The 18938-nt window shown below is 63.1% G+C and carries 18 protein-coding genes; 10 read left to right on the top strand and 8 right to left on the bottom strand.

Annotation, left to right across the window (positions count from 1 at the left end; all coding sequences use genetic code 11):
- A complete protein-coding gene (gene phoB / locus B2P87_RS14435; protein WP_141890322.1) occupies nt 1-690 on the top strand; it encodes a phosphate regulon transcriptional regulator PhoB in 690 nt (229 codons plus the stop codon).
- Between the two features lie 73 nt (nt 691-763).
- On the opposite strand, the gene B2P87_RS14430 is transcribed toward phoB, so the two are convergent.
- Nucleotides 764-1675, bottom strand: coding sequence for a LysR family transcriptional regulator (locus B2P87_RS14430; protein WP_141890323.1), 912 nt, complete (start codon nt 1673-1675; stop codon nt 764-766).
- A gap of 99 nt (nt 1676-1774) precedes the next feature.
- Here B2P87_RS14430 and B2P87_RS14425 point away from each other — a divergent pair, with 99 nt between their 5' ends.
- Nucleotides 1775-2995 (top strand): acyl-CoA dehydrogenase, encoded by a 1221-nt coding sequence (locus B2P87_RS14425; protein WP_141890324.1) that lies wholly within the window; start codon nt 1775-1777, stop codon nt 2993-2995.
- A 678-nt stretch (nt 2996-3673) separates the two neighbouring features.
- Here B2P87_RS14425 and B2P87_RS14420 read toward each other — a convergent pair.
- Nucleotides 3674-5224 carry a trimethylamine methyltransferase family protein gene (locus B2P87_RS14420; protein ID WP_058286897.1) on the bottom strand — a complete coding sequence of 517 codons (1551 nt, stop codon included), beginning with the start codon at nt 5222-5224 and terminating at the stop codon, nt 3674-3676.
- 440 nt (nt 5225-5664) lie between these two features.
- Here B2P87_RS14420 and B2P87_RS14415 point away from each other — a divergent pair, with 440 nt between their 5' ends.
- From B2P87_RS14415 to B2P87_RS14395, 5 genes are all read left to right on the top strand, one after another.
- On the top strand, nt 5665-6192 hold the full coding sequence (locus B2P87_RS14415) for a hypothetical protein (protein WP_141890325.1): 528 nt from the start codon (nt 5665-5667) through the stop codon (nt 6190-6192).
- A 261-nt stretch (nt 6193-6453) separates the two neighbouring features.
- Nucleotides 6454-7035, top strand: coding sequence for an outer membrane protein (locus tag B2P87_RS14410; protein WP_058286899.1), 582 nt, complete (start codon nt 6454-6456; stop codon nt 7033-7035).
- A 298-nt stretch (nt 7036-7333) separates the two neighbouring features.
- Entirely contained in the window at nt 7334-8716 is a 1383-nt protein-coding gene (cysS, locus tag B2P87_RS14405; RefSeq protein WP_141890326.1) for a cysteine--tRNA ligase, read from the top strand.
- Nucleotides 8716-10350, top strand: coding sequence for a citramalate synthase (gene cimA / locus B2P87_RS14400; RefSeq protein ID WP_141890327.1), 1635 nt, complete (start codon nt 8716-8718; stop codon nt 10348-10350). Before cysS ends, cimA begins: the two co-directional genes overlap by 1 nt.
- Nucleotides 10340-11116 carry a squalene/phytoene synthase family protein gene (locus B2P87_RS14395; protein ID WP_141892070.1) on the top strand — a complete coding sequence of 259 codons (777 nt, stop codon included), beginning with the start codon at nt 10340-10342 and terminating at the stop codon, nt 11114-11116. Before cimA ends, B2P87_RS14395 begins: the two co-directional genes overlap by 11 nt.
- Nucleotides 11117-11181: 65 nt before the next feature.
- On the opposite strand, the gene B2P87_RS14390 is transcribed toward B2P87_RS14395, so the two are convergent.
- Nucleotides 11182-12399 (bottom strand): MFS transporter, encoded by a 1218-nt coding sequence (locus B2P87_RS14390; protein WP_141890328.1) that lies wholly within the window; start codon nt 12397-12399, stop codon nt 11182-11184.
- A gap of 95 nt (nt 12400-12494) precedes the next feature.
- Here B2P87_RS14390 and B2P87_RS14385 point away from each other — a divergent pair, with 95 nt between their 5' ends.
- On the top strand, nt 12495-13154 hold the full coding sequence (locus B2P87_RS14385) for a DNA-3-methyladenine glycosylase family protein (protein ID WP_244940805.1): 660 nt from the start codon (nt 12495-12497) through the stop codon (nt 13152-13154).
- The gene (locus B2P87_RS14380; RefSeq protein ID WP_058286905.1) at nt 13151-13816 is read left to right on the top strand and encodes an alpha/beta hydrolase; all 666 of its coding nucleotides are present in this window, start codon (nt 13151-13153) and stop codon (nt 13814-13816) included. Before B2P87_RS14385 ends, B2P87_RS14380 begins: the two co-directional genes overlap by 4 nt.
- Before the next feature lie 37 nt (nt 13817-13853).
- Here B2P87_RS14380 and B2P87_RS14375 read toward each other — a convergent pair whose 3' ends face one another.
- Entirely contained in the window at nt 13854-14276 is a 423-nt protein-coding gene (locus tag B2P87_RS14375; RefSeq protein WP_141890330.1) for a VOC family protein, read from the bottom strand.
- A gap of 13 nt (nt 14277-14289) precedes the next feature.
- A complete protein-coding gene (locus B2P87_RS14370) occupies nt 14290-14943 on the bottom strand; it encodes a pseudouridine synthase (protein ID WP_141890331.1) in 654 nt (217 codons plus the stop codon).
- Nucleotides 14944-15172: 229 nt separating this feature from the next.
- Between B2P87_RS14370 and B2P87_RS14365 the strand changes: the two genes are divergently transcribed.
- On the top strand, nt 15173-15757 hold the full coding sequence (locus B2P87_RS14365; protein WP_008557943.1) for an HNH endonuclease: 585 nt from the start codon (nt 15173-15175) through the stop codon (nt 15755-15757).
- A 196-nt stretch (nt 15758-15953) separates the two neighbouring features.
- Here B2P87_RS14365 and B2P87_RS14360 read toward each other — a convergent pair whose 3' ends face one another.
- From B2P87_RS14360 to rocF, 3 genes are read right to left on the bottom strand one after another with little or no spacing between them, the layout of a single operon-like run.
- On the bottom strand, nt 15954-17000 hold the full coding sequence (locus B2P87_RS14360; RefSeq protein WP_141890332.1) for an ornithine cyclodeaminase: 1047 nt from the start codon (nt 16998-17000) through the stop codon (nt 15954-15956).
- Complete coding sequence (ctlX, locus tag B2P87_RS14355) at nt 16997-17926, bottom strand: citrulline utilization hydrolase CtlX (protein WP_141890333.1); 930 nt, start codon at nt 17924-17926, stop codon at nt 16997-16999. The genes B2P87_RS14360 and ctlX overlap by 4 nt, the downstream gene beginning before the upstream one ends.
- Complete coding sequence (rocF, locus tag B2P87_RS14350; RefSeq protein ID WP_141890334.1) at nt 17923-18849, bottom strand: arginase; 927 nt, start codon at nt 18847-18849, stop codon at nt 17923-17925. Before rocF ends, ctlX begins: the two co-directional genes overlap by 4 nt.
- Nucleotides 18850-18938 lie beyond the last annotated feature (89 nt).

Below are 18938 nucleotides of genomic sequence, written 5' to 3'. Positions count from 1 at the left end.
ATGGCTGCCGATCAGCCCACCGTTCTTGTTGTTGAAGATGAAATGGCCCAGCGGGAAGTGCTGGCCTACAACCTCGAAGCCGATGGCTTTCGCGTGCTGCGCGCCGAACATGGCGAGGAAGCGCTGCTGGTGGTCGAGGAGGACATGCCCGATATCATCATCCTGGACTGGATGATGCCCAACCTCAGCGGCATCGAAGTGTGCCGCCGGCTGAAGACCCGTCCGGAAACCCGCAATATTCCGGTGATCATGCTGTCGGCCCGCTCGGAAGAGGTCGACAAGGTGCGCGGGCTGGAAACCGGCGCCGATGATTACGTGGTGAAACCCTATTCGGTGATTGAGCTGATGGCCCGGGTGCGCACCCAGCTGCGCCGGGTGCGGCCCTCCACGGTCGGTGTGCGGCTGGAATACGACGACATCGTGCTGGACGCGGAAACCCACAAGGTCAGCCGCGCCGACAGTCCGCTGAAGCTGGGGCCGACGGAATTCCGCCTGCTCTCCACCTTCATGGAGAAGCCGGGCCGGGTGTGGAGCCGCGAGCAGCTCTTGGACCGGGTCTGGGGCCGCGACATCTATGTCGACACCCGCACTGTTGACGTTCACATCGGGCGGCTGCGCAAGGCGCTGACTCAGCATGGCGGCAGCGACCCGGTGCGCACGGTGCGCGGCGCGGGCTACGCGCTCGGCTGAAGCGGCATCGGGGGGTGTACAGGCGGTGCACAGGGGGTGCATGCATGTCACCCCCTTGTTTTCCGGCCGCCGGTCAGCGCGGCAGCGGATCTTCCGGCTGCGCCTGTTCCGCCAGCCACTCCCGGAACTTGACCAGCGCAGGCGCGCCGGATTTCCGCTCCGGCCACACCAGGTAATAGGCGCCGGAGGTCTCCGAAGCCTCCGGATGCAGCGCCACCAGACGGCCCGTCGCCAGGTCCTGTTCCACCAGGTAATCCGGCATCAGCGCCACCCCGAGGCCATGCAGCGCGGCCTGGGTGATGGTTGCGAATTGATCATAGATCGTGCCGCTCAGCCCGTCATTCGCGGCAATTCCCAGCCGGGCGAACCAGTCGCGCCAGGCGGTCGTCCGGGTTTGGATGTGCAGCAGCGGCAGCTTCAGTATGTCCTTTGGGTCCGCAACCGTCCGCCCATCCAAAAGCCGCGGCGCGCAGACCGGCAGCAGCTGTTCGTGCTTCAGCAGCAGGGATTGCGTGCCGGGCCACTCGGCATTTCCAAAATGAATAGCCGCATCAAAGGGTTCCGTGGCGAAATTAAAAGGCTCCAGCCGGGTGGACATGTTGATCGTCACATCCGGGTGCAGCCGGGCAAAGTCCGGCAGCCGCGGCATTAGCCAGCGCATTCCGAAGGCGGGCAGAATGGCCAGGTTCAGCGTCCCGGCCAGCGGTGCGGCCTGCAATCGCAGGGTGGATTGCACGATCTGGTTCAAGGCCTGCCGGATCTCCGCCGCGTAATCCTGCGCCTCTGTGGTCAGCATCAGCCGCTTCTGGTCCCGCTGCACCAGCTCCATCCCCAATTGCCGTTCCAAGGTCTGCAACTGGCGGCTGACGGCGCCCTGCGTCAGCGCCAGTTCGTCAGCCGCGGCGGAGGCGCTGCCCAGCCGGTCGAGCGCTTCCAGCGCGCGCAGGGAGGGGATGGAAGGCAGGAATTTTCGAGGTACGGACATATATGAGTGATTGTCATAGTTTCTTGCGAAAGTCTCGCTGTTTTTTCCGTTCACCTGCCGTTAGGGTTTGTCCAAACCGCGAACCATTGAGGTGACAAGATGACCGAAAAACCCGCGCTGCGCGCCAAAGACGCCCCGGATCTGGGCCGTTTCAACTGGGAGGACCCGCTGCGGCTGGAGGACCAGCTGACCGAAGATGAACGGATGATCTCCGCTTCGGCCCGCGCCTACGCTCAGGAGAAGCTTCAGCCGCGCGTGCTAAGTGCTTATGAAAACGAGGAAACAGATCCGGAAATCTTCCGCGAGATGGGCGAGATGGGCCTGCTGGGCACCACGATTCCGGAAGAATACGGCGGCCTTGGCGGCGGCTATGTATCCTATGGCCTGGTCGCGCGCGAGGTGGAGCGCGTCGACAGCGGTTACCGGTCTATGATGTCGGTGCAAAGCTCGCTGGTGATGTATCCCATCTACGCATACGGCAGCGAGGAGCAGCGCCAGAAATACCTGCCAAAACTTGCCTCTGGTGAATGGATCGGCTGCTTTGGCCTGACCGAGCCGGATGCCGGCTCCGACCCTGCCAGCATGAAGACCCGGGCCGAAAAAACCGAAAGCGGCTACCGTCTGACCGGATCCAAGATGTGGATCTCCAACGCGCCGATTGCAGATGTTTTTGTGGTCTGGGCCAAATCCGAAGCTCATGGCGGCAAAATCCGCGGCTTCGTGCTGGACAAGGGCCTGAAGGGCCTGAGTGCGCCGAAGATCCAAAACAAGGCCTCCTTGCGCGCGTCGATCACCGGCGAGATCGTAATGGACGGGGTGGAAGTTGGCGAAGACGCGATTTTGCCGCATGTTCAAGGGCTTAAAGGGCCTTTTGGCTGTTTGAACCGGGCCCGTTACGGCATCAGCTGGGGCGCCATGGGCGCGGCAGAGGCGTGCTGGCACGCGGCGCGCCAGTACGGGCTGGACCGGACCCAATTCGGCCGGCCGCTCGCCAACACCCAGCTGTTCCAGCTGAAGCTCGCCAACATGCAGACCGAAATCACCCTGGGTTTGCAAGCGTCCCTGCGGGTCGGGCGGCTGATGGATGAGGCCAATGCGGCGCCGGAGATGATCTCGATCGTCAAGCGCAACAACTGCGGCAAGGCGCTGGAGATTGCCCGTATGGCCCGCGACATGCACGGCGGCAATGGCATCAGCCTGGAGTTCAACGTGATCCGCCACATGGTGAATCTGGAAACCGTGAACACCTATGAGGGCACCCACGACGTTCACGCCCTGATCCTAGGCCGCGCCCAGACCGGTTTGCAGGCCTTCTTCTGAAGATCAAACGCAGCGCGGGGAACCGTCTCGCGCTGCGTTTTTGCATTCCAGTCTTGCAAACTTGCAATCCCGGTCTGCCCGGTGATTTTCGCAAAGGTTAGTGGCCTGGTTTGACGGGTCAGCTGCCGGGCTATCGGATCCAAAAATCTTACTACAACACCGGTGACTGCCCCATGGATTAAGGCCTTTTGGCCTTGCGGCAGATTTCTTGGTTAAAGTCCTGGGATTGACACTGCAGCAGTTCTGGCCCCGCCGGCTGAATCCGCCCCTTGCCTTGCGTTTTTTCGGGCTAACATTTTCGCGCCTGTCTGGCGCAGGAGTCTTGCGTTCTTCAAGGTGTCCGAAGCAGTTTCGTGCAGTTCGCGTGGTGCGCTTTGCAAAAACGCAATTTCAAATTGCGCAATTGCACTGGAAAACTTGCAAGGCCGAGCCCGCCAGACCTCACGTCTCATTGCAAATATCAGCCTTTTAACAAAAGGTTATCACGGATTGTCAGGCTGTAAAAGCCGATAATGCGAGGCCTGATGAGTTTCTGATGATGCGCCCGGCGAAGCGGGAGGGGGCGGGCGAAATCGCCAGCGAGGTTATCCGGCAAGCTGCGGGTGCGGACCGTTGCGGACAGGCCGGCACAAAAAAACGGGCCGGAATATCCGGCCCGTTTGCAAGCGGTACTGGCGGTTATGCCGGCAGGTGGATGTTGAATTTCGCGCGGATTGCCATGTCGGTGGCGGCGTCGAACCGGGCGGCGGCGCGCTCAGACAGGATCTTCTCCTTTTTGGCAATCGCCTTCTCGATCAGGTCGGGCTTGTCGCGCTCCGCCCATTCCTTGGGCGAGGTCCGGTCGCCCAAGTCCGGATAGACATAGTCCATCTGCATCCGGCTGAGCGTCTGATCGGTGCCCAGATAGTGTCCGGGCCCGCCCAGGCAGGTCGCGCGCATCTGGTCCAGGGCCAAGGTTTCCTCGTTCACTTCGATGCCGCGCACGCAGCGCTGCGCCTGGCCCAGCAGGTCGTTATCCAGGATCAGCGATTCATGACAGAAGCCCAGCAGCGAGGCATGCATGCCCGCGGCCTCATACACCATATTGAGGCCAGACAGGCCTGCCATCACGGCAGAACACATCTGCTCCCATCCTGCCTGCATGTCCGGCAGTTTAGAATCCGAGGCCCCCGCGGCGGCTCCGCCGGGCAGGTCATAGAACTTGTGCATCTGGGCGCAGCCCGCGCTCAGCAGGGCCTGTTCGCCGGAGCCGACGGACATTGCCCCGGTCCGCAGATCCAGGCCAAAGGGCCAAGTGCCAAAAATCGCGGGAGCGCCGGGCGTTACGGCGTTTACGTAAACCAGTCCGGCAAGGCATTCCGCCACCGCCTGCGCGATTGCGCCGGCAATGCTCGAGGGGGCGGTAGCGCCTGCCATGCCGGCCGACAGCAGCAGCACCGGCATGCCGCCCTTGATGCATTCCTCCATCACCTGGCAGGATTCCGTGGCGAATTTCATCGGCGGAACCACGAAGCAGTTGGAGTTCGACACAAAGGGGCGTTCGCGCCACTTGTCTTCGCCGCCGGCAATCATGTGCAGCAGCTCCAGCCCGGGTTTCACGAAATCGGGTTCGGTAAACGAAACGCCCACATGTTTGGTGGTCCCCGCAGTGGTCGCATAGATCGAGTTCAGATCCATCTCGCAGTTGTCGGCAATGTCCCGGCACACCATCGGGCGCTGCACAAAGTGGATGTTGTCGAGCTGGTCGCAGATGCGCGCGGCGTCGTGCAGGTCCTGCACGGTGGAATCGCGGTAGGTCTTGCCATGCACGTCCACCATGCTGACCGCGGCGCCCGCGGTTCCGTAATGGACGCGGCCGCCGGACAGCTGCAGGTCGGACTTGCCGTCCCGGCTGCAAAGGGTGATGGACCGGTTTGCCTTTGCTATCGTGTCCTCGACCAGCGCGCGGGGGAAGCGGATGCGGCCGTCGCCGCCCAGGGTGCAGCCCGCTGCGGTCAGGTAGCTGATGCCGCTTTGCGGGGCGTCGGCGAGGCCGATTTCTTCCAGCGCGGTCAGCGCAGTTTGGTGGATCTGCTCCATGTCCCGCTGGCTGAGCAGTTTGAGGGCGGTGCTTTCCATCCCTGGGCGCACGGGGCGCAGATGATCCGGCAATGCGGCAGCCCGGGCTGCACGGCGCGCGTTGCGCCCGCCGCTGCGGCTGGCGCGGGTGGAGGAGGCTTGGTCGTTCATGAATGGGAGCCTTTCAGGTGGGTGAGCAGGAATTGCGTGACTTCCGGCTCAGCTCGGCCGCCCTCTGGCCGCACGCCCGCGCGCCGCCCCGATGGTGCGGCAGATCAGGCTGACAAGGCAGCGTTCACCCTGCATGCAGTCTCCCCCTGTTTTGCCGCAGAGTGCCAGTCCTGGGCGGGGTTTCTAGCCTGTTAGCGACCAGGGTGAAAAAAGCGACATGAATTTCACCGGGTGCGGAGGCGGCCTCTGCGGATCCTTGAAGCGGCAGCTTTAAGTAAATGTTTCTACTTTTAATGGTGTGCCTTCGATTTTTGACGCTATGCGGGGCAGGCGGATGTTGGCAGGATGCGCTTGGGAACCGAATATTAAGCATTAATGGCGATACTGGAGGTTCCGGGGACGGCGCGCTGAAACGGCGCATTTCGAGAAGGCAAAGCGACATGCCGAAGGTTAGGAAAACCGCACTCTCTCAGGCCTTTGCAGCGGGCCTTACGCTGGCGCTGGCTGTTGGCCAGCCGGGGTCGGCGGAAGAGTGGGCCCGGCCGCTGTTCAGCAACCAAATTCGTGCCGTATCCGGCATAGGAACTGGCACAGGCGCCGCGGAGCCGCAGGCGTTTCAGCTGGCCTTCCTTCATGAATTCGGCAGCTTAATCCTGGGCGGCACGGTTTCGTCCAACCGCTCCGGCATTTTGACACGGGCCGTTCAAGCGGAAGAAACGCACCAGCTGCGCCTGCATGCCGGCTACGACTTCGGACCGGCGACAGGTGTTGTCACCCTTGGCGGGGTGCAGGCCGAAGGCTCCGGGGGCAGGCGGCAGGGAACGCTGTTCGGCTTGGGGATGCGCGTTTCTCTCAACCGGGCGCTGCAGCTGCGAGGCGAAGTGCTGCATCACGAAGCGGGGCCCAGGGACGGCAGCGGCCGCCCGCGCGGCGAGACGCTGTCTGTAAGCGCAGCCTTCCGGTTCTGACGCGCGCCGCCGCTCAGAATGGCCAAAAGCCGGGTAAACCGCGCCAGACCGCCGCTAGGTGCGCGCAGGTTAATTTCAATGGCTTAGTGAAATTCCGTTCGCCGCCGCCGGCGGAAAAGCGCACGCGGCAAGGGAATTTCGGCCAGTCATTGCCAATTCAAGAGAACGTGAGCCGGAGGCACTGGAAGTTCGGGTGCGGAGTCCTTTTGTAAGCTCCAACGGCGCACAACCTGCGCCGGGACTGCAAAAGGAGAAGTCTGAATGACTCGTTTCGTAGCTATGACAGCCATCGCAGCCGTAATGGGCAGTGCAGCGTTTGCCGGCAACATCAGTGAACCGGTGGTGGAACCCGCGCCGGCACCGGCCCCCGTGCCAGTGGCCAATGATGGCGGCGACTGGACCGGTTTCTACCTGGGTGGCCAGATCGGCCAGCTGGATGTGGACGCAACCAACGGAGCCTCGGGTGATGATGCCGCTTATGGTGTCCACGCAGGCTACAACTATGACTTCGGCCGTTTCGTCCTGGGTGGCGAACTGGATTATGATACCACCGACGTCGATCTGGGCGGCGGCGCAACCGTTGACTCGGTCGCACGTGCCAAGGTGAAAGCCGGTTACGACTTCGGCAACGTCCTCGCTTATGTCACCGGCGGTGTGGCTGAGGCTGACAGCTCGCTGGGCAGCGAAACCGGTGAGTTCTACGGCGTCGGCCTGGCCTATCAGGTCACCGACCAGTGGCAGATCGGCGGCGAAGTGCTGGAGCATGAATTCGACGATTTCGGCAACTCCGGCGTTGGCGCGGATGCCACCTCGGTTTCGCTGCGCGCGTCGTTCAAGTTCTAATCTGACGCACACGCTGGCGCGGCGATGCTTTTCCGCCGCGCCGCTGGCCGCCCGGTCTGTACCCAAGGCAGACGGGGCGGCCTTTGCCGTCTGAGGCAAAAGACTTGGCGGGGCCGGCGGCCCGTGCTAAGCAGCTTTCATGAACCAGAAATGCGCCACCATCATTTGCTGCATTACCTGCTGACATATCAGCGGGCTGGTTTCTGTCGTTTTCATTTCCCTGACAACTTGCTAAGCCCGCGCTGCGCGCAAAGGGTGATGCCGGCCATCATGAGCTGGGCATGGGAAAGGAACGGGCATGGGAACCAAGGACACAGTGATCAAGCTGCACAACACAAAGACCCGCAAGAAAGAGGTTTTTGAGCCGATCGACGCCAGCAACGTGCGGATGTATGTCTGCGGCCCCACGGTGTATGACCGGGCGCATCTGGGAAATGCCCGGCCGGTGGTGGTCTTTGATGTGCTTTACCGGTTGCTGCGCGAGGTTTATGGCGCGGATCACGTGACTTACGCCCGAAACTTCACCGACGTTGACGACAAGATCAACGCCCGCGCCGCCGAAAGCGGCCGCCCTATCGGCGCCATTACCGCGGAAACCACCCAATGGTTCCTGGACGACATGGGCGAACTTGGCGCGCTGGAGCCCAGCCACATGCCGCGGGCAACGGAGTACATCCCGCAGATGGTGGCGATGATCGAGGATCTGATCGCCAAGGGTCACGCCTATGCCGCGGAAGGCCATGTGCTGTTCGCCGTCGACAGCTGGAAGGACCGCTACGGAAGTCTGTCAGGCCGGTCCGTCGATGACATGATCGCCGGCGCCCGGGTCGAGGTTGCGCCCTACAAGAAGAACCCGATGGATTTTGTGCTGTGGAAGCCCTCCACCGATGACCTGCCGGGCTGGGACAGCCCCTGGGGCCGCGGCCGGCCGGGCTGGCACATCGAATGCTCGGCGATGTCCTATGAACTGCTGGGCGAGACCTTTGACATTCACGGCGGCGGCAACGACCTGATGTTCCCGCACCATGAGAATGAAATTGCGCAAAGCTGCTGCGCCCATCCGGAGGGTGACTTTGCACGGTTCTGGCTGCACAACGAGATGCTGCAGGTGGAAGGCAAGAAAATGTCCAAATCCCTGGGCAACTTCTTCACCGTGCGGGATCTGCTCGACCAGGGCTACCCGGGCGAGGTGATCCGGCTGGTGTTCCTGCAGACCCACTACCGCAAGCCGATGGACTGGACTGACAGGAAGGCCAAGGAGGCCGAGGCGACGCTGCGCAAGTGGCGGGCGCTGACCGCGGGCATCGAACCCGCGTCCAGCGCTGCTGCCGCGGTCCTGGAGGCGCTGGCGGATGACCTCAATTCCGCGGGCGCCATTGCAGAGCTGCACAAGCTGGCAGCGGCCGGCGATGCGGCGGGCCTGCTGGCCTCGGCACAGATGCTGGGACTGTTGACCGATGAACTGGGCGCCTGGGCGTCCTCACCCTCGATTGACCTGTCGGCCTTTGCGGAGAAGCTGTTTGAGACGCGCCAGAAGGCTATGGAAAGCAAGGACTTTTCTGAGGTTGATAGGTTGAAGGCGGCCTATGTTGAGGCAGGGCTTGAAGTGCGGATGAGCAAGACCGGCGTTGAATTGGTGCCGGGTGCAGGGTTTGACCCCGCCAAGCTGGAGGCGCTTTGATGGCCAGGGAACGGCTCTATCTTTACGACACCACGCTGCGCGACGGGCAGCAGACCCAGGGCGTTCAATTCTCCACCGCGGAAAAGAAGCAAATCGCGCAGGCACTGGACAAGCTGGGTGTCGACTATATCGAAGGCGGCTGGCCGGGCGCGAACCCGACCGACAGCGCGTTTTTCGGCGAAGCGCCGGAAACCCGCGCCACGATAACCGCCTTCGGCATGACCAAGCGGGCCGGGCGGTCGGCGGAGAACGACGATGTGCTGGCAGCGGTGATGAATGCCGGCACCCCTGCGGTCTGTCTGGTCGGCAAAAGCCACGACTACCACGTGACCCACGCGCTGGGGATCACGCTGGAGGAGAACCTCAGCAACATCCGGGCCTCAGTGGCCCATATCGTGGCGCAAGGGCGCGAGGCCCTGTTTGACGCTGAGCATTTCTTCGATGGCTACAAGGATAACCCGGACTATGCGCTGGCGGCGTGCCGGGCCGCGCTGGAGGCCGGGGCGCGCTGGGTGGTGCTGTGCGACACCAATGGCGGTGCGCTGCCGGCCGAGGTGAGCCGCATCGTCACAGAGGTTGTAGGAGCCGGAATTCCGGGTGAGAAACTGGGCATACATACCCATAACGACACGGAAAATGCGGTGGCGTGCTCATTGGCCGCGGTGGACGCCGGGGCGCGGCAGATCCAGGGCACCTTAAACGGCCTGGGCGAACGCTGCGGCAATGCCAACCTGACCGCGCTGATCCCGACGCTGCTGCTGAAGGAGCCCTATGCCAGTAAGTTCGACACCGGCGTGAGCCTGAAGGCGCTTGCTGGCCTCACCCGGATCAGCCGGATGCTGGATGATATCCTGAACCGGGTTCCGGTGCGGCAGGCAGCCTATGTGGGGGCGTCGGCCTTTGCCCACAAGGCGGGGCTGCATGCCAGCGCGATCCTCAAGGATCCGTCGACCTATGAGCATATCGAGCCGGGCAAGGTCGGCAACGCGCGGGTGATCCCGATGTCGAACCAGGCCGGGCAGTCGAACCTGCGTAAGCGGCTGACCGACGCTGGCCTGATCGTTGAAAAGGGCAACCCGGCGCTGGCGCGGATCCTGGAGCGGATCAAGGAGCGCGAGGCGGAAGGCTATTCCTACGATACCGCGCAGGCCTCGTTCGAGCTGCTGGCGCGCGCAGAGCTGAACCAGTTGCCGGACTTCTTTGAGGTAAAGCGCTACAAGGTCACGGTCGAGCGGCGCAAGAACAAGTACAACCGGATGGTCAGCCTGTCCGAAGCGGTTGTGGTGGTCAAGGTTGATGGCGAAAAACGCCTGTCCGTGAGTGAATCGCTGGACGAAACCGGCAGCGACCGCGGCCCGGTGAACGCGCTGGCCAAGGCCTTGATCAAGGACCTGGGGCGCTACTCGGCACAGCTGGAGGACATGCGGCTAGTCGACTTCAAGGTGCGGATCACCCAGGGCGGCACCGAAGCTGTGACCCGCGTCATCATCGACAGCGAGGACAGCCAGGGCCGCCGGTGGTCCACGGTGGGCGTTAGCCCGAACATCATCGACGCCTCGTTCGAGGCGCTGCTGGACGCCATCCGCTGGAAGCTGGCGCATGACTGCACGGCCGGGCAGGCGGATGCAGTTTGACGCCGACCTGACGGCCTGCGCGGAGCTGGTGCAGAAAAGCGATCCGGACCGGTTCTTGGCCGCCATGGCCGCACCGGTCCAGGCGCGGCCGCTGCTGTTTGCGCTTTATGCGTTTAACATCGAGCTGGCCCGGGCGCCCTGGGCCAGCCAGGAAAGCATGATTGCCGAAATGCGGGTGCAATGGTGGCGCGACGTCGGAGCGGAGATCGCGGATGGCAAGCCCGTCCGGCGGCACTACGTTACGACCCCGCTGGCGCGGTGTCTGAAGCCGGACTTGGCGGCCTGTATCGACGGTATGGCAGAGGCGCGGCGCTGGGACATCTACAAGGACCCGTTCGAGGATCAGGCCGCCTTTGACAGCTATATTGACCGCACCAGCGGGTCGCTGATGTGGATGGCGGCGGCGTCTCTGGGGCAGGCGGATGAGGCGGTGGTGCGTGATTTTGCCTATGGCGCCGGTGTCGCCAATTGGCTGCGTGCGATTCCGCAGCTGGAGGCCCAGAAGCGGATCCCGCTGCTGGACGGCACCCTTGAAGGCGTGCAAGCTTTGGCGCGTAAGGGATTGGAAAAGATATGCAAATCCCGCATGGGTGGCGCGAAGGTTTCGAAACAGTCGGGCGCTGCGCTGCTGGCGGGCTGGCAGGCGGAGGGCCTGCTGAAACAGGCGATCCGGCAGCCGGAACGGGTCGCTCAGGGCGCGCTTGGGCAGAGCGAGTTCCGGCGCAGGGCCGGCTTGATGTGGCGCACCGCCCTGGGGCGCTGGTAGAAAAGACCGGATCCAAAGAAAAAGGCGCCTCCCGGGGCGCCTTTTTCGGTTTTCGGGATACGTTGTCAGGCTTCTTTGGGCCGCAGGACCAGCCACATCAATGCGCCGCCTGCCAGCACCAGGAAGGGGGCCATGGCCATGTTTACCGCGTTCCAGCCATCCACCGGGCTGCCGCCCGAGCAGTTCATCAGCCCGCCAGACGCCAGCGAGGCCATAGTGACACCGCCAAAGACCAGCAGGTCGTTAAGCCCCTGCATCCGGCCGCGCTCATAGCTTTCATGGGCGCCGGCCAGCATGGTGGTGGCGCCGATGAAGCCGAAGTTCCAGCCGATACCCAAGAGCACTAGCGCAATGAAGAAATTTTCCAGCTCAACACCTTGCAGCGCGACGGCACCGGCGCCTGCGAGGATCACCAGACCGGCGGAGACGATTTTCTCTACGCCGAAACGGGCAATCAGGTGGCCTGTAAAGAAGGACGGCACATACATCGCCAGCACATGCCAGGTGACCACGTCCGCGGCGTTGCCCTCAGTGAAGCCGCAGCCGACCACGGCCAGCGGTGTCGAGGTCATCACCAAGTTCATCAGCGCATAGGAGACCATCGCGCAGATCACCGCCACCGCGATCACCGGGGTCTTCAGAAGCTCCATCCGGCTGCGGCCCTTGGGGCTGTCCGCAGAGGGCACGGGCGGTTTCGGGATATCGAGGAACAGGAACAGCGCGGCGCCCAGAACGTTGACCGCAATCACTGCCAGATAGGTGCCAAGAAACGGAATGACAAAGGCCTGGCTGGTGGCCTTGACGAGCTGAGGGCCGATGATGGCCGCGGCCAGACCGCCCGCCATCACGTAAGAAATCGCCTTGGGCCGGAAGGCATCGGAGGCGGTATCGGCTGCGGCAAACCGGTAGAACCCGTGCGCGCTCATGTAAACGCCGGTCAGCAGGCTGCCGAGCAGGAAGATCGGGAAAGACCCGAGGTACAGTCCGTAGGCGCCGACCAGCCCGCCAATAGCGCCAAAGGCTGCGCCGGTGAAGAACCCCGCCCGGCGGCCCCAGCGCTGCATGATTGCCGAAATCGGCGTCGCGGCCAGCATCGAGCCGCCGACAATCAGGGAAATCGGCAGTGTCGCAAAGCAGGGGTTCGAGGCCAGCGACTGCCCCGCAAGGCCGCCGATGGTGAAGATCATCGGCATCTGCGAGCCAAGGATCGCCTGCGCCAGCACCAGGATGGCGACGTTTTTCTTGGCGACGGTGTCGCTGGGGGTGGTCATGCTCATGGTCATATGGGATGCGTAACTGTGAATATGTCGATGGGCAAGCCAGCGGAAATGGATTGGCGTTCACGCTTTCTTTCAACGGCCGCCAATCAGGGGGTGACGTGGCGTCAGAAATACAAACCTTCCATCCGGGCGCGGGCCGGATCATCCAGTATGATGCCTGCGTGTCCGAAGGCGCGGACTGGCTGGCGGCGCAGGACAGCCGGTTTGCCCATGCGCTGGAACTGACTGGCGCGCTTCCGCTCAGGCGCAGGCCGGACGGCTTTGCGGAACTGCTGAGCGCGATTGTCAGCCAGCAGGTCAGCGTGGCCTCGGCCAATGCGATCTGGACGCGGATGAAAGAGCCAAAGCTCACCGGGCCGCGCCAGATTCTTTGGGCCGCGGATGACGATTTGCGCGCCGCCGGCCTCAGCCGCCAGAAAATCCGGTATGCCCGGGCACTGGCGGAGGCGCGCATTGATTACAAAGCCTTGCGCAGCGCCCCTGATGCAGAGGTGATTGCCACGCTGGTCCAGGTCCCCGGGATTGGCCAGTGGACGGCAGAGATTTATGCGATGTTTTCGCTGGGCCGGGCGGATGTGTTTGCCCATGGTGATCTGGCCTTGCAGGAGGCAGCCCGGGTGCTGTTTGATCTGCCCGCCCGCCCCAAGGAACGGGAGATGCGGCACCTGGCCGAAGCCTGGTCGCCGTGGCGGTCGGTTGCGGCGCGCATTCTCTGGGCCTATTACCGGTTGGCGAAGGACAGGGAAGGGATCCGATGACTCGTGTATTGACTGCCGGCCGCAAGGAGCCGGTTTCCGGCGAAATCCGCTCGATTGTTGTGTTCCTGCATGGGTATGGCGCCAACGGGGCCGACCTGCTGGGGCTGGCCGATCCTCTGGGGGAGCATCTGCCGGATACGCTGTTTGTGGCCCCCGATGCGCCTGAGGCCTGCGCCGGCGCGCCCTTTGGGTTCCAGTGGTTTCCGATTCCCTGGATCGACGGCTCCTCGGAGGAGGAGAGCATGCGCGGAATGCAGTCCGCGATCGAAGACCTGAACGCCTTTCTGGATGCGCTGATGGTGGACGAGGATGTGCTGCCGGAACAGGTCGTGCTGTTCGGGTTCAGCCAGGGCACCATGATGAGCCTGCATGTGGCACCCCGCCGGGAAGACGCAGTGGCGGGGATCGTCGCATTCTCCGGCCGGCTTCTGGAGCCGGAACTGCTGAAAGATGAAGCCGTCTCGAGGATGCCGGTGCTGCTGGTGCATGGCGATCAGGATGACGTGGTGCCCGTGCAGTCGCTGCCCGAGGCCGCAGAAGCGCTGCAGGAGGCGGGCTTCCAGGACGTCTTTGCCCATATCCAGAAAGGCACCGCCCATGGCATCGCGCCGGACGGGCTGAGCGTGGCACTGGCGTTCATGCGCGACAAGCTCGGGCTTTAACCCATTGACAAGTCTGACCTTCCGGCGCTTCGGGAGGTCAGGTTGCCCACAGGTTCGGTTCGGCGATTTCCAGTGAATTGCCGGCCGGATCGCGGAAATAGATGGACCGGGCGCCGCTTGGCCAGTCGAACTCCGCCTCAATCGCGATGCCTGCCGCCAGGAGCCGCGCGCGCATGAGAAGCAGCCTTTCTCTTGGCTGGGCAAAGCACACATGCCCCGGACCGCGGGCACCATGCGGCGGTACCGGCAGACGCGGGTTTCCCGGTGGTTTTACCGTTTCTTCAGCGTTGAACAGCAGCAGAACTGACGTGCCGCAGCGGTAAAAGACATGCCGGTTGGCAACCCGCTGGATACGCTCCAGCCCCAGGATTTCGCCATAGAACGCTTCGGCTGTGTCGAGGTCGCCGACATAGAGCGAGGCTTCGAGAATGGCGTCGGGGGCGGGGGCGTGCGGCAGCATGGCTGAAAGGCTATCAGCGGCGGCGGGGCCTGTCACCTTTTGGCGGCCTCGCCGCGGATGGCTTGGGTCTGCGGGGCGGCTTTTGCGAAGGCTTCGGCGGGCCGGGAACACGCGGCGCCTCCACGTCCTCCCAAGCGCCCTGCGCCAGCCCGTCCAGGGTCCAGGCACCGATGCTGTAGCGGATCAGGCGCAGCGTCGGATGCCCAACCGCAGCTGTCATCCGGCGCACCTGCCGGTTGCGGCCCTCGCGGAGGGTCAGCGCGATCCAGCTGTCGGGAACCGTCTTGCGCACCCGCACCGGCGGGGTGCGCGCCCACAGGCCCGGCGGCTCCGGGATCAGCCGAACCTTGGCGGGCCTGGTTATTCCGTCTTTCAGTTCAACACCTTCCGCCAGGTTTTTCAGGGCGTCGGGGTCCGGGATACCCTCCACCTGCACCCAATAGGTCTTGTCCATCTTGTGTTTGGGGTCGGTGATCCAGGCCTGCAAACGGCCGTTATCAGTCAGCAGCATGAGCCCCTCGCTGTCGCGGTCCAGGCGGCCGGCCGCATAGACACCCGGGCAGTCGATATACTTGCTCAGCGTCGCCCGCGGGCTGTCTTGGCTGCCGCTGTCGGTGAACTGGGGCAGAACATCATAGGGTTTGTTGAAACGGATCAGACGGGTCATGGCACGGCAATAGGCGGGCGGCGGCCGCAGGGCAAGTGGGCCAGGGCCGGACCCCTGTGGATAAGTGTCACGGTGCTGTCACGGAATCAGCGCAGATTGCTCCCGACATATTGTGGGTCATCAGGGCTTGTCAGGCGCTAACCACGATATATAGTCAAAGTCAGGCTGGGGCGGGTTCCCCGCTCTGGTTCCGCAACACGGAAGATCAGGGCGAGGAAGACGTTCAACAATGGATGGCGATTTCAGAGCAGAGTTTGTCAGATCTCCGGGCGCGCTGAAGCAGCACCCGGCGCTGGTGCTGAACGCGGATTACCGGCCGCTCTCTTATTACCCTTTGTCTTTGTGGACCTGGCAGGACGCGGTCAAGGCCGCCTGGCTGGACCGGGTCGCCATCGTGGCCGAATATGACGAGGTGGTGCACAGTCCGAGTACCGAGATCCGAATACCGTCCGTCGTGGTTCTGAAAGACTATGTAAAACCTCAAAAGCGCGTGGCCTTCACGCGCTTTAATTTGTTTTTGCGGGACGAATTCCGCTGCCAGTACTGCGGCAGCAAGGGCGATCTCACCTTTGACCACGTGGTGCCGCGCGCGTCCGGAGGGGTGACCAGCTGGGAAAATGTGGTCGCGGCGTGCAGCCCCTGCAATCTTAGGAAAGGGTCCAAGTCGCTGCACCGGGCCGGCATGTCGCTGCGCAAGCCGCCGCGGCGGCCAGGGGCGGAGGAGCTGCGCAACACCGGGCGCAAGTTCCCGCCAAACCACCTGCATGAAAGCTGGATGGACTTCCTGTACTGGGATACCGAGCTGGATGCTTAAGCGAAACAGCTCAACGTTCCGGGACAAGGGGTCCGGCCTCGTTGCCTGAGTGTCTGCTTTAGGTGAGGCAGCTGTTCAGATCCCCATGAGCAGTGCCGGCAGATGCCGCTGGCTGCGGCAAACAGGCAAGGAGGCCGGAAGTGCCGGCGGCCTCAGTTCAGCGGGCCGCCTTTGCAGGGTGTGAGGGTGCGGCCTGTCAGGGTTTGGCGCGCTGAAGCATTCCGAACAGATCGCGCGGATCGTCCGGGTCAGCAAGCATGTCGAGATCGATGAAATAATCGGTGCCCTTGATGCGGTCGCGGATATACCGCAGCGCCGAGAAATCCTCGATGGCAAAGCCGACGCTGTCGAACAGCGTGATCTGGCGGTCGCCGGTGCGGCCCGGTTTCTTGCCTGCGATCACTTCCCACAATTCGGTCACGGCGAAGTCTTCCGGCATCTGCTGGATTTCGCCCTCGATCCGGGTTTGCGGCGGGTATTCGACAAAGACGTCGGAGCGGCTGAGGATGCCGGGCGCCAGTTCGGTCTTGCCGGGGCAGTCGCCGCCGATCGCATTGATGTGGACGCCGCTGCCGACCATATTGTCGGTCAGGATGGTCGCATACTGCTTGTCCGCGGTGCAGGTGGTGAGGATCTGCGCGCCTTCGATCGCTTCTTCCGGCGTCTTGCAGGAGACAACCTCTAGGCCCATTCCCTGCAGATTGCGGGCGCATTTTTCGGTTGCCGCCGGGTCCTTGTCATAGAGGCGCACGGACTTCAGGCCGATGATCGCCTTCATCGCCAGCGTCTGGAATTCGGACTGGGCCCCGTTGCCGATCATGGCCATCGTGGCTGATCCTTTGGGCGCCAGATACTTGGCGGCCATTGCTGAGGTGGCGGCGGTGCGCAGCGCGGTCAGAATGGTCATCTCCGTCAGCAGCACCGGATAGCCGGTGTAAACATCCGCCAGCAGCCCAAAGGCCGTGACGGTTTGCAGCCCTTCAGAGGTGTTCTTGGGGTGGCCGTTCACGTATTTGAAGCCATAAGCCTCGCCATCGGAGGTCGGCATCAGTTCGATCACCCCGACGTCGGAATGGCTGGCGACGCGCGGGGTCTTGTCAAACAGCTCCCAGCGCTTGAAGTCTTCTTCCACATACTCTGCCAGATCGCGCATCATCTGCTCGATTCCGACGTGATGAATGAGGCGCATCATGTTGTCGACGCTGACAAAAGGCACCAGTGCCTTGTCCGAAGGCTGTGTCATGCGGTTTTCCTTTCACGGGGGCTGAGGTGGATGCCTGCCAGCATGCAGCGCACCGACCCGCCTGCGGTTTCGATGGTGGGAATGGTCAGCGGCAGCAGCTCTGCGCTCTGCTCGATGACCGAAATCTGATCGGGGCGCAGCGCCGCCAGCGCCGTGGCGGAGAGCGCCAGAAGCCGCTTGCGGCCGGTAAGCTCCAGGGCGTTGCCCGCAAAACTGGCGATCTGGCCGGGCGTGAGGTCAATCACCCGGCGGCCGGTTTCCTCCAGCCGCGCGGCGACCTCAGCGCGGCGCGAAGGGTTAACGATCATATCCAGGCAGATTAGCGCGTATTCGGTGCCGATCCCCATCAGCACATTGGTGTGATACACGTCGCGGCCCGCTTCATCTTTGGCTTCGAACACCATGGGTTCAAAGTTGAAATGGGTGCAGAAGCGTTCCAGAAGTACCGGATCTGCTCGGTTGGATTTCACGGTATAGGCAATGCGGCCGATGTGGTCCAGCACCATGGCGCCGGTGCCTTCCAGCGACAGCCCGTCCTGCTCAAGACCGGAGTAGTCGATAACATCCTGCACCCGGTAGTCCTGCTTCAGCAGCTCAATCACATCCCAGCGCCGTTCCTTGCGCCGGTTTTTCGCAAACATCGGATAGACCGCGACATGGCCGCCGGCATGGGTCGAAAACCAATTGTTGGGAAACACGCTGTCCGGGGTTTCGGTGCCTGTGTCGTCAAACACATGCACCGTAACGCCCGCGCCGCGCAGGGCTTCGACGGCGCCGTCGAATTCCGCCAGCGCTTGCGCCGCCGTCGCCGTGGCCGAGGTGTTTGCCAGAGTTTGAAAGGCGTTATCGCCTTTGGTTTCAGGGTTGGAGCAGAAGTGATGCGGCCGGATCATCACCACCGCGGAGGGGGCTTGCAGGCTGCTCACTGATAGCTCCGGGTCGGGCGGTCGAACACGCGGCGGCCCAGGGCAGAGGCGCAGAGGTCCACCATCAGATGCGCCGTGCGGCCGCGCTCATCCAGGAACGGGTTCAGCTCGACCAGATCCAGCGAGGTCATCAGGCCGGAATCATGCAGAATTTCGCAGACCAGATGGGCCTCGCGCACGGTGGCGCCGCCGGGAACGGTGGTGCCGACAGCCGGGGCGACGGAGGGATCCAGAAAATCCACGTCGAGCGAGACGTGCAGCATGCCATTGGCCTCGGCGACATGATCCAGAAACCGGTTCAGCGGTCCGGCGATGCCGTTTTCATCAATATGGCGCATGTCATGGGTGCGGATGGCGCTGTCTTCCAGCGCAAGCCGTTCCTGGGTGTCCACAGACCGCAGGCCGATCATGCAGACATTTTCCTCCGGCACCGGGTTCAGAACTTCAGGAAAGCCGTCGAAACCCCTGCGCCCAGTGAAATATCCGACCGGGGTGCCGTGCAGGTTGCCGCTGTCCGAGGTTTCCGGCGTGTGGAAGTCGGTATGCGCGTCCAGCCACAGGACAAACAGCGGGCGGCCTGCCTTGGCGGCAAAGTTTGCGGCGCCGGCCACGGATCCGAGCGACAGCGAGTGATCGCCGCCCAGGAACACCGGCAGGCCGCATTCCAGCGCGTCCTCGGCGGCTTGGGCCAGGCGCGAGGTCCAGCCGATGGTTTCGTTGCGGGCATAGACGAGGCCGTCATTGGTGTCGGCGGCATGGGCCTCCGGCGCCAGGTTGCCAAGATCTTCGACCGTGTGCCCAAGGCTTTCCAGGGCAGCGGCGATTCCGGCGGTCCGGTAGGCGTCCGGGCCCATCAGGCAGCCGGCACGGCGCTTGCCGCTGTCGACCGGGGCTCCAATCAGAATGCAATGTTGCGAGGTCACGGTTATGGTCTCTCAAAAAGTCAGCTTTCTTCCAATTAGCTTCCGAAATGTGTTGGAAGCCAGTCTGCATTTTGCCCATAATGGTTGCT

It is taken from the genome of Leisingera sp. UBA4491 (assembly GCF_002388965.1).
In the GTDB taxonomy this organism is placed as follows: Bacteria; Pseudomonadota; Alphaproteobacteria; order Rhodobacterales; family Rhodobacteraceae; genus Leisingera; species Leisingera aquaemixtae.
This window is presented reverse-complemented; position numbering and strand designations above follow the sequence as displayed.

What these genes read in the sequence shown, in the direction of transcription:
- phoB (WP_141890322.1), top strand. Translation starts at nt 1, where the DNA reads ATGGCTGCCGATCAGCCCACCGTTCTTGTTGTTGAAGATGAAATGGCC.
- B2P87_RS14430 (WP_141890323.1), bottom strand. Translation starts at nt 1,675, where the DNA reads ATGTCCGTACCTCGAAAATTCCTGCCTTCCATCCCCTCCCTGCGCGCG.
- B2P87_RS14425 (WP_141890324.1), top strand. Translation starts at nt 1,775, where the DNA reads ATGACCGAAAAACCCGCGCTGCGCGCCAAAGACGCCCCGGATCTGGGC.
- B2P87_RS14420 (WP_058286897.1), bottom strand. Translation starts at nt 5,224, where the DNA reads ATGAACGACCAAGCCTCCTCCACCCGCGCCAGCCGCAGCGGCGGGCGC.
- B2P87_RS14415 (WP_141890325.1), top strand. Translation starts at nt 5,665, where the DNA reads ATGCCGAAGGTTAGGAAAACCGCACTCTCTCAGGCCTTTGCAGCGGGC.
- B2P87_RS14410 (WP_058286899.1), top strand. Translation starts at nt 6,454, where the DNA reads ATGACTCGTTTCGTAGCTATGACAGCCATCGCAGCCGTAATGGGCAGT.
- cysS (WP_141890326.1), top strand. Translation starts at nt 7,334, where the DNA reads ATGGGAACCAAGGACACAGTGATCAAGCTGCACAACACAAAGACCCGC.
- cimA (WP_141890327.1), top strand. Translation starts at nt 8,716, where the DNA reads ATGGCCAGGGAACGGCTCTATCTTTACGACACCACGCTGCGCGACGGG.
- B2P87_RS14395 (WP_141892070.1), top strand. Translation starts at nt 10,340, where the DNA reads ATGCAGTTTGACGCCGACCTGACGGCCTGCGCGGAGCTGGTGCAGAAA.
- B2P87_RS14390 (WP_141890328.1), bottom strand. Translation starts at nt 12,399, where the DNA reads ATGACCATGAGCATGACCACCCCCAGCGACACCGTCGCCAAGAAAAAC.
- B2P87_RS14380 (WP_058286905.1), top strand. Translation starts at nt 13,151, where the DNA reads ATGACTCGTGTATTGACTGCCGGCCGCAAGGAGCCGGTTTCCGGCGAA.
- B2P87_RS14375 (WP_141890330.1), bottom strand. Translation starts at nt 14,276, where the DNA reads ATGCTGCCGCACGCCCCCGCCCCCGACGCCATTCTCGAAGCCTCGCTC.
- B2P87_RS14370 (WP_141890331.1), bottom strand. Translation starts at nt 14,943, where the DNA reads ATGACCCGTCTGATCCGTTTCAACAAACCCTATGATGTTCTGCCCCAG.
- B2P87_RS14365 (WP_008557943.1), top strand. Translation starts at nt 15,173, where the DNA reads ATGGATGGCGATTTCAGAGCAGAGTTTGTCAGATCTCCGGGCGCGCTG.
- B2P87_RS14360 (WP_141890332.1), bottom strand. Translation starts at nt 17,000, where the DNA reads ATGACACAGCCTTCGGACAAGGCACTGGTGCCTTTTGTCAGCGTCGAC.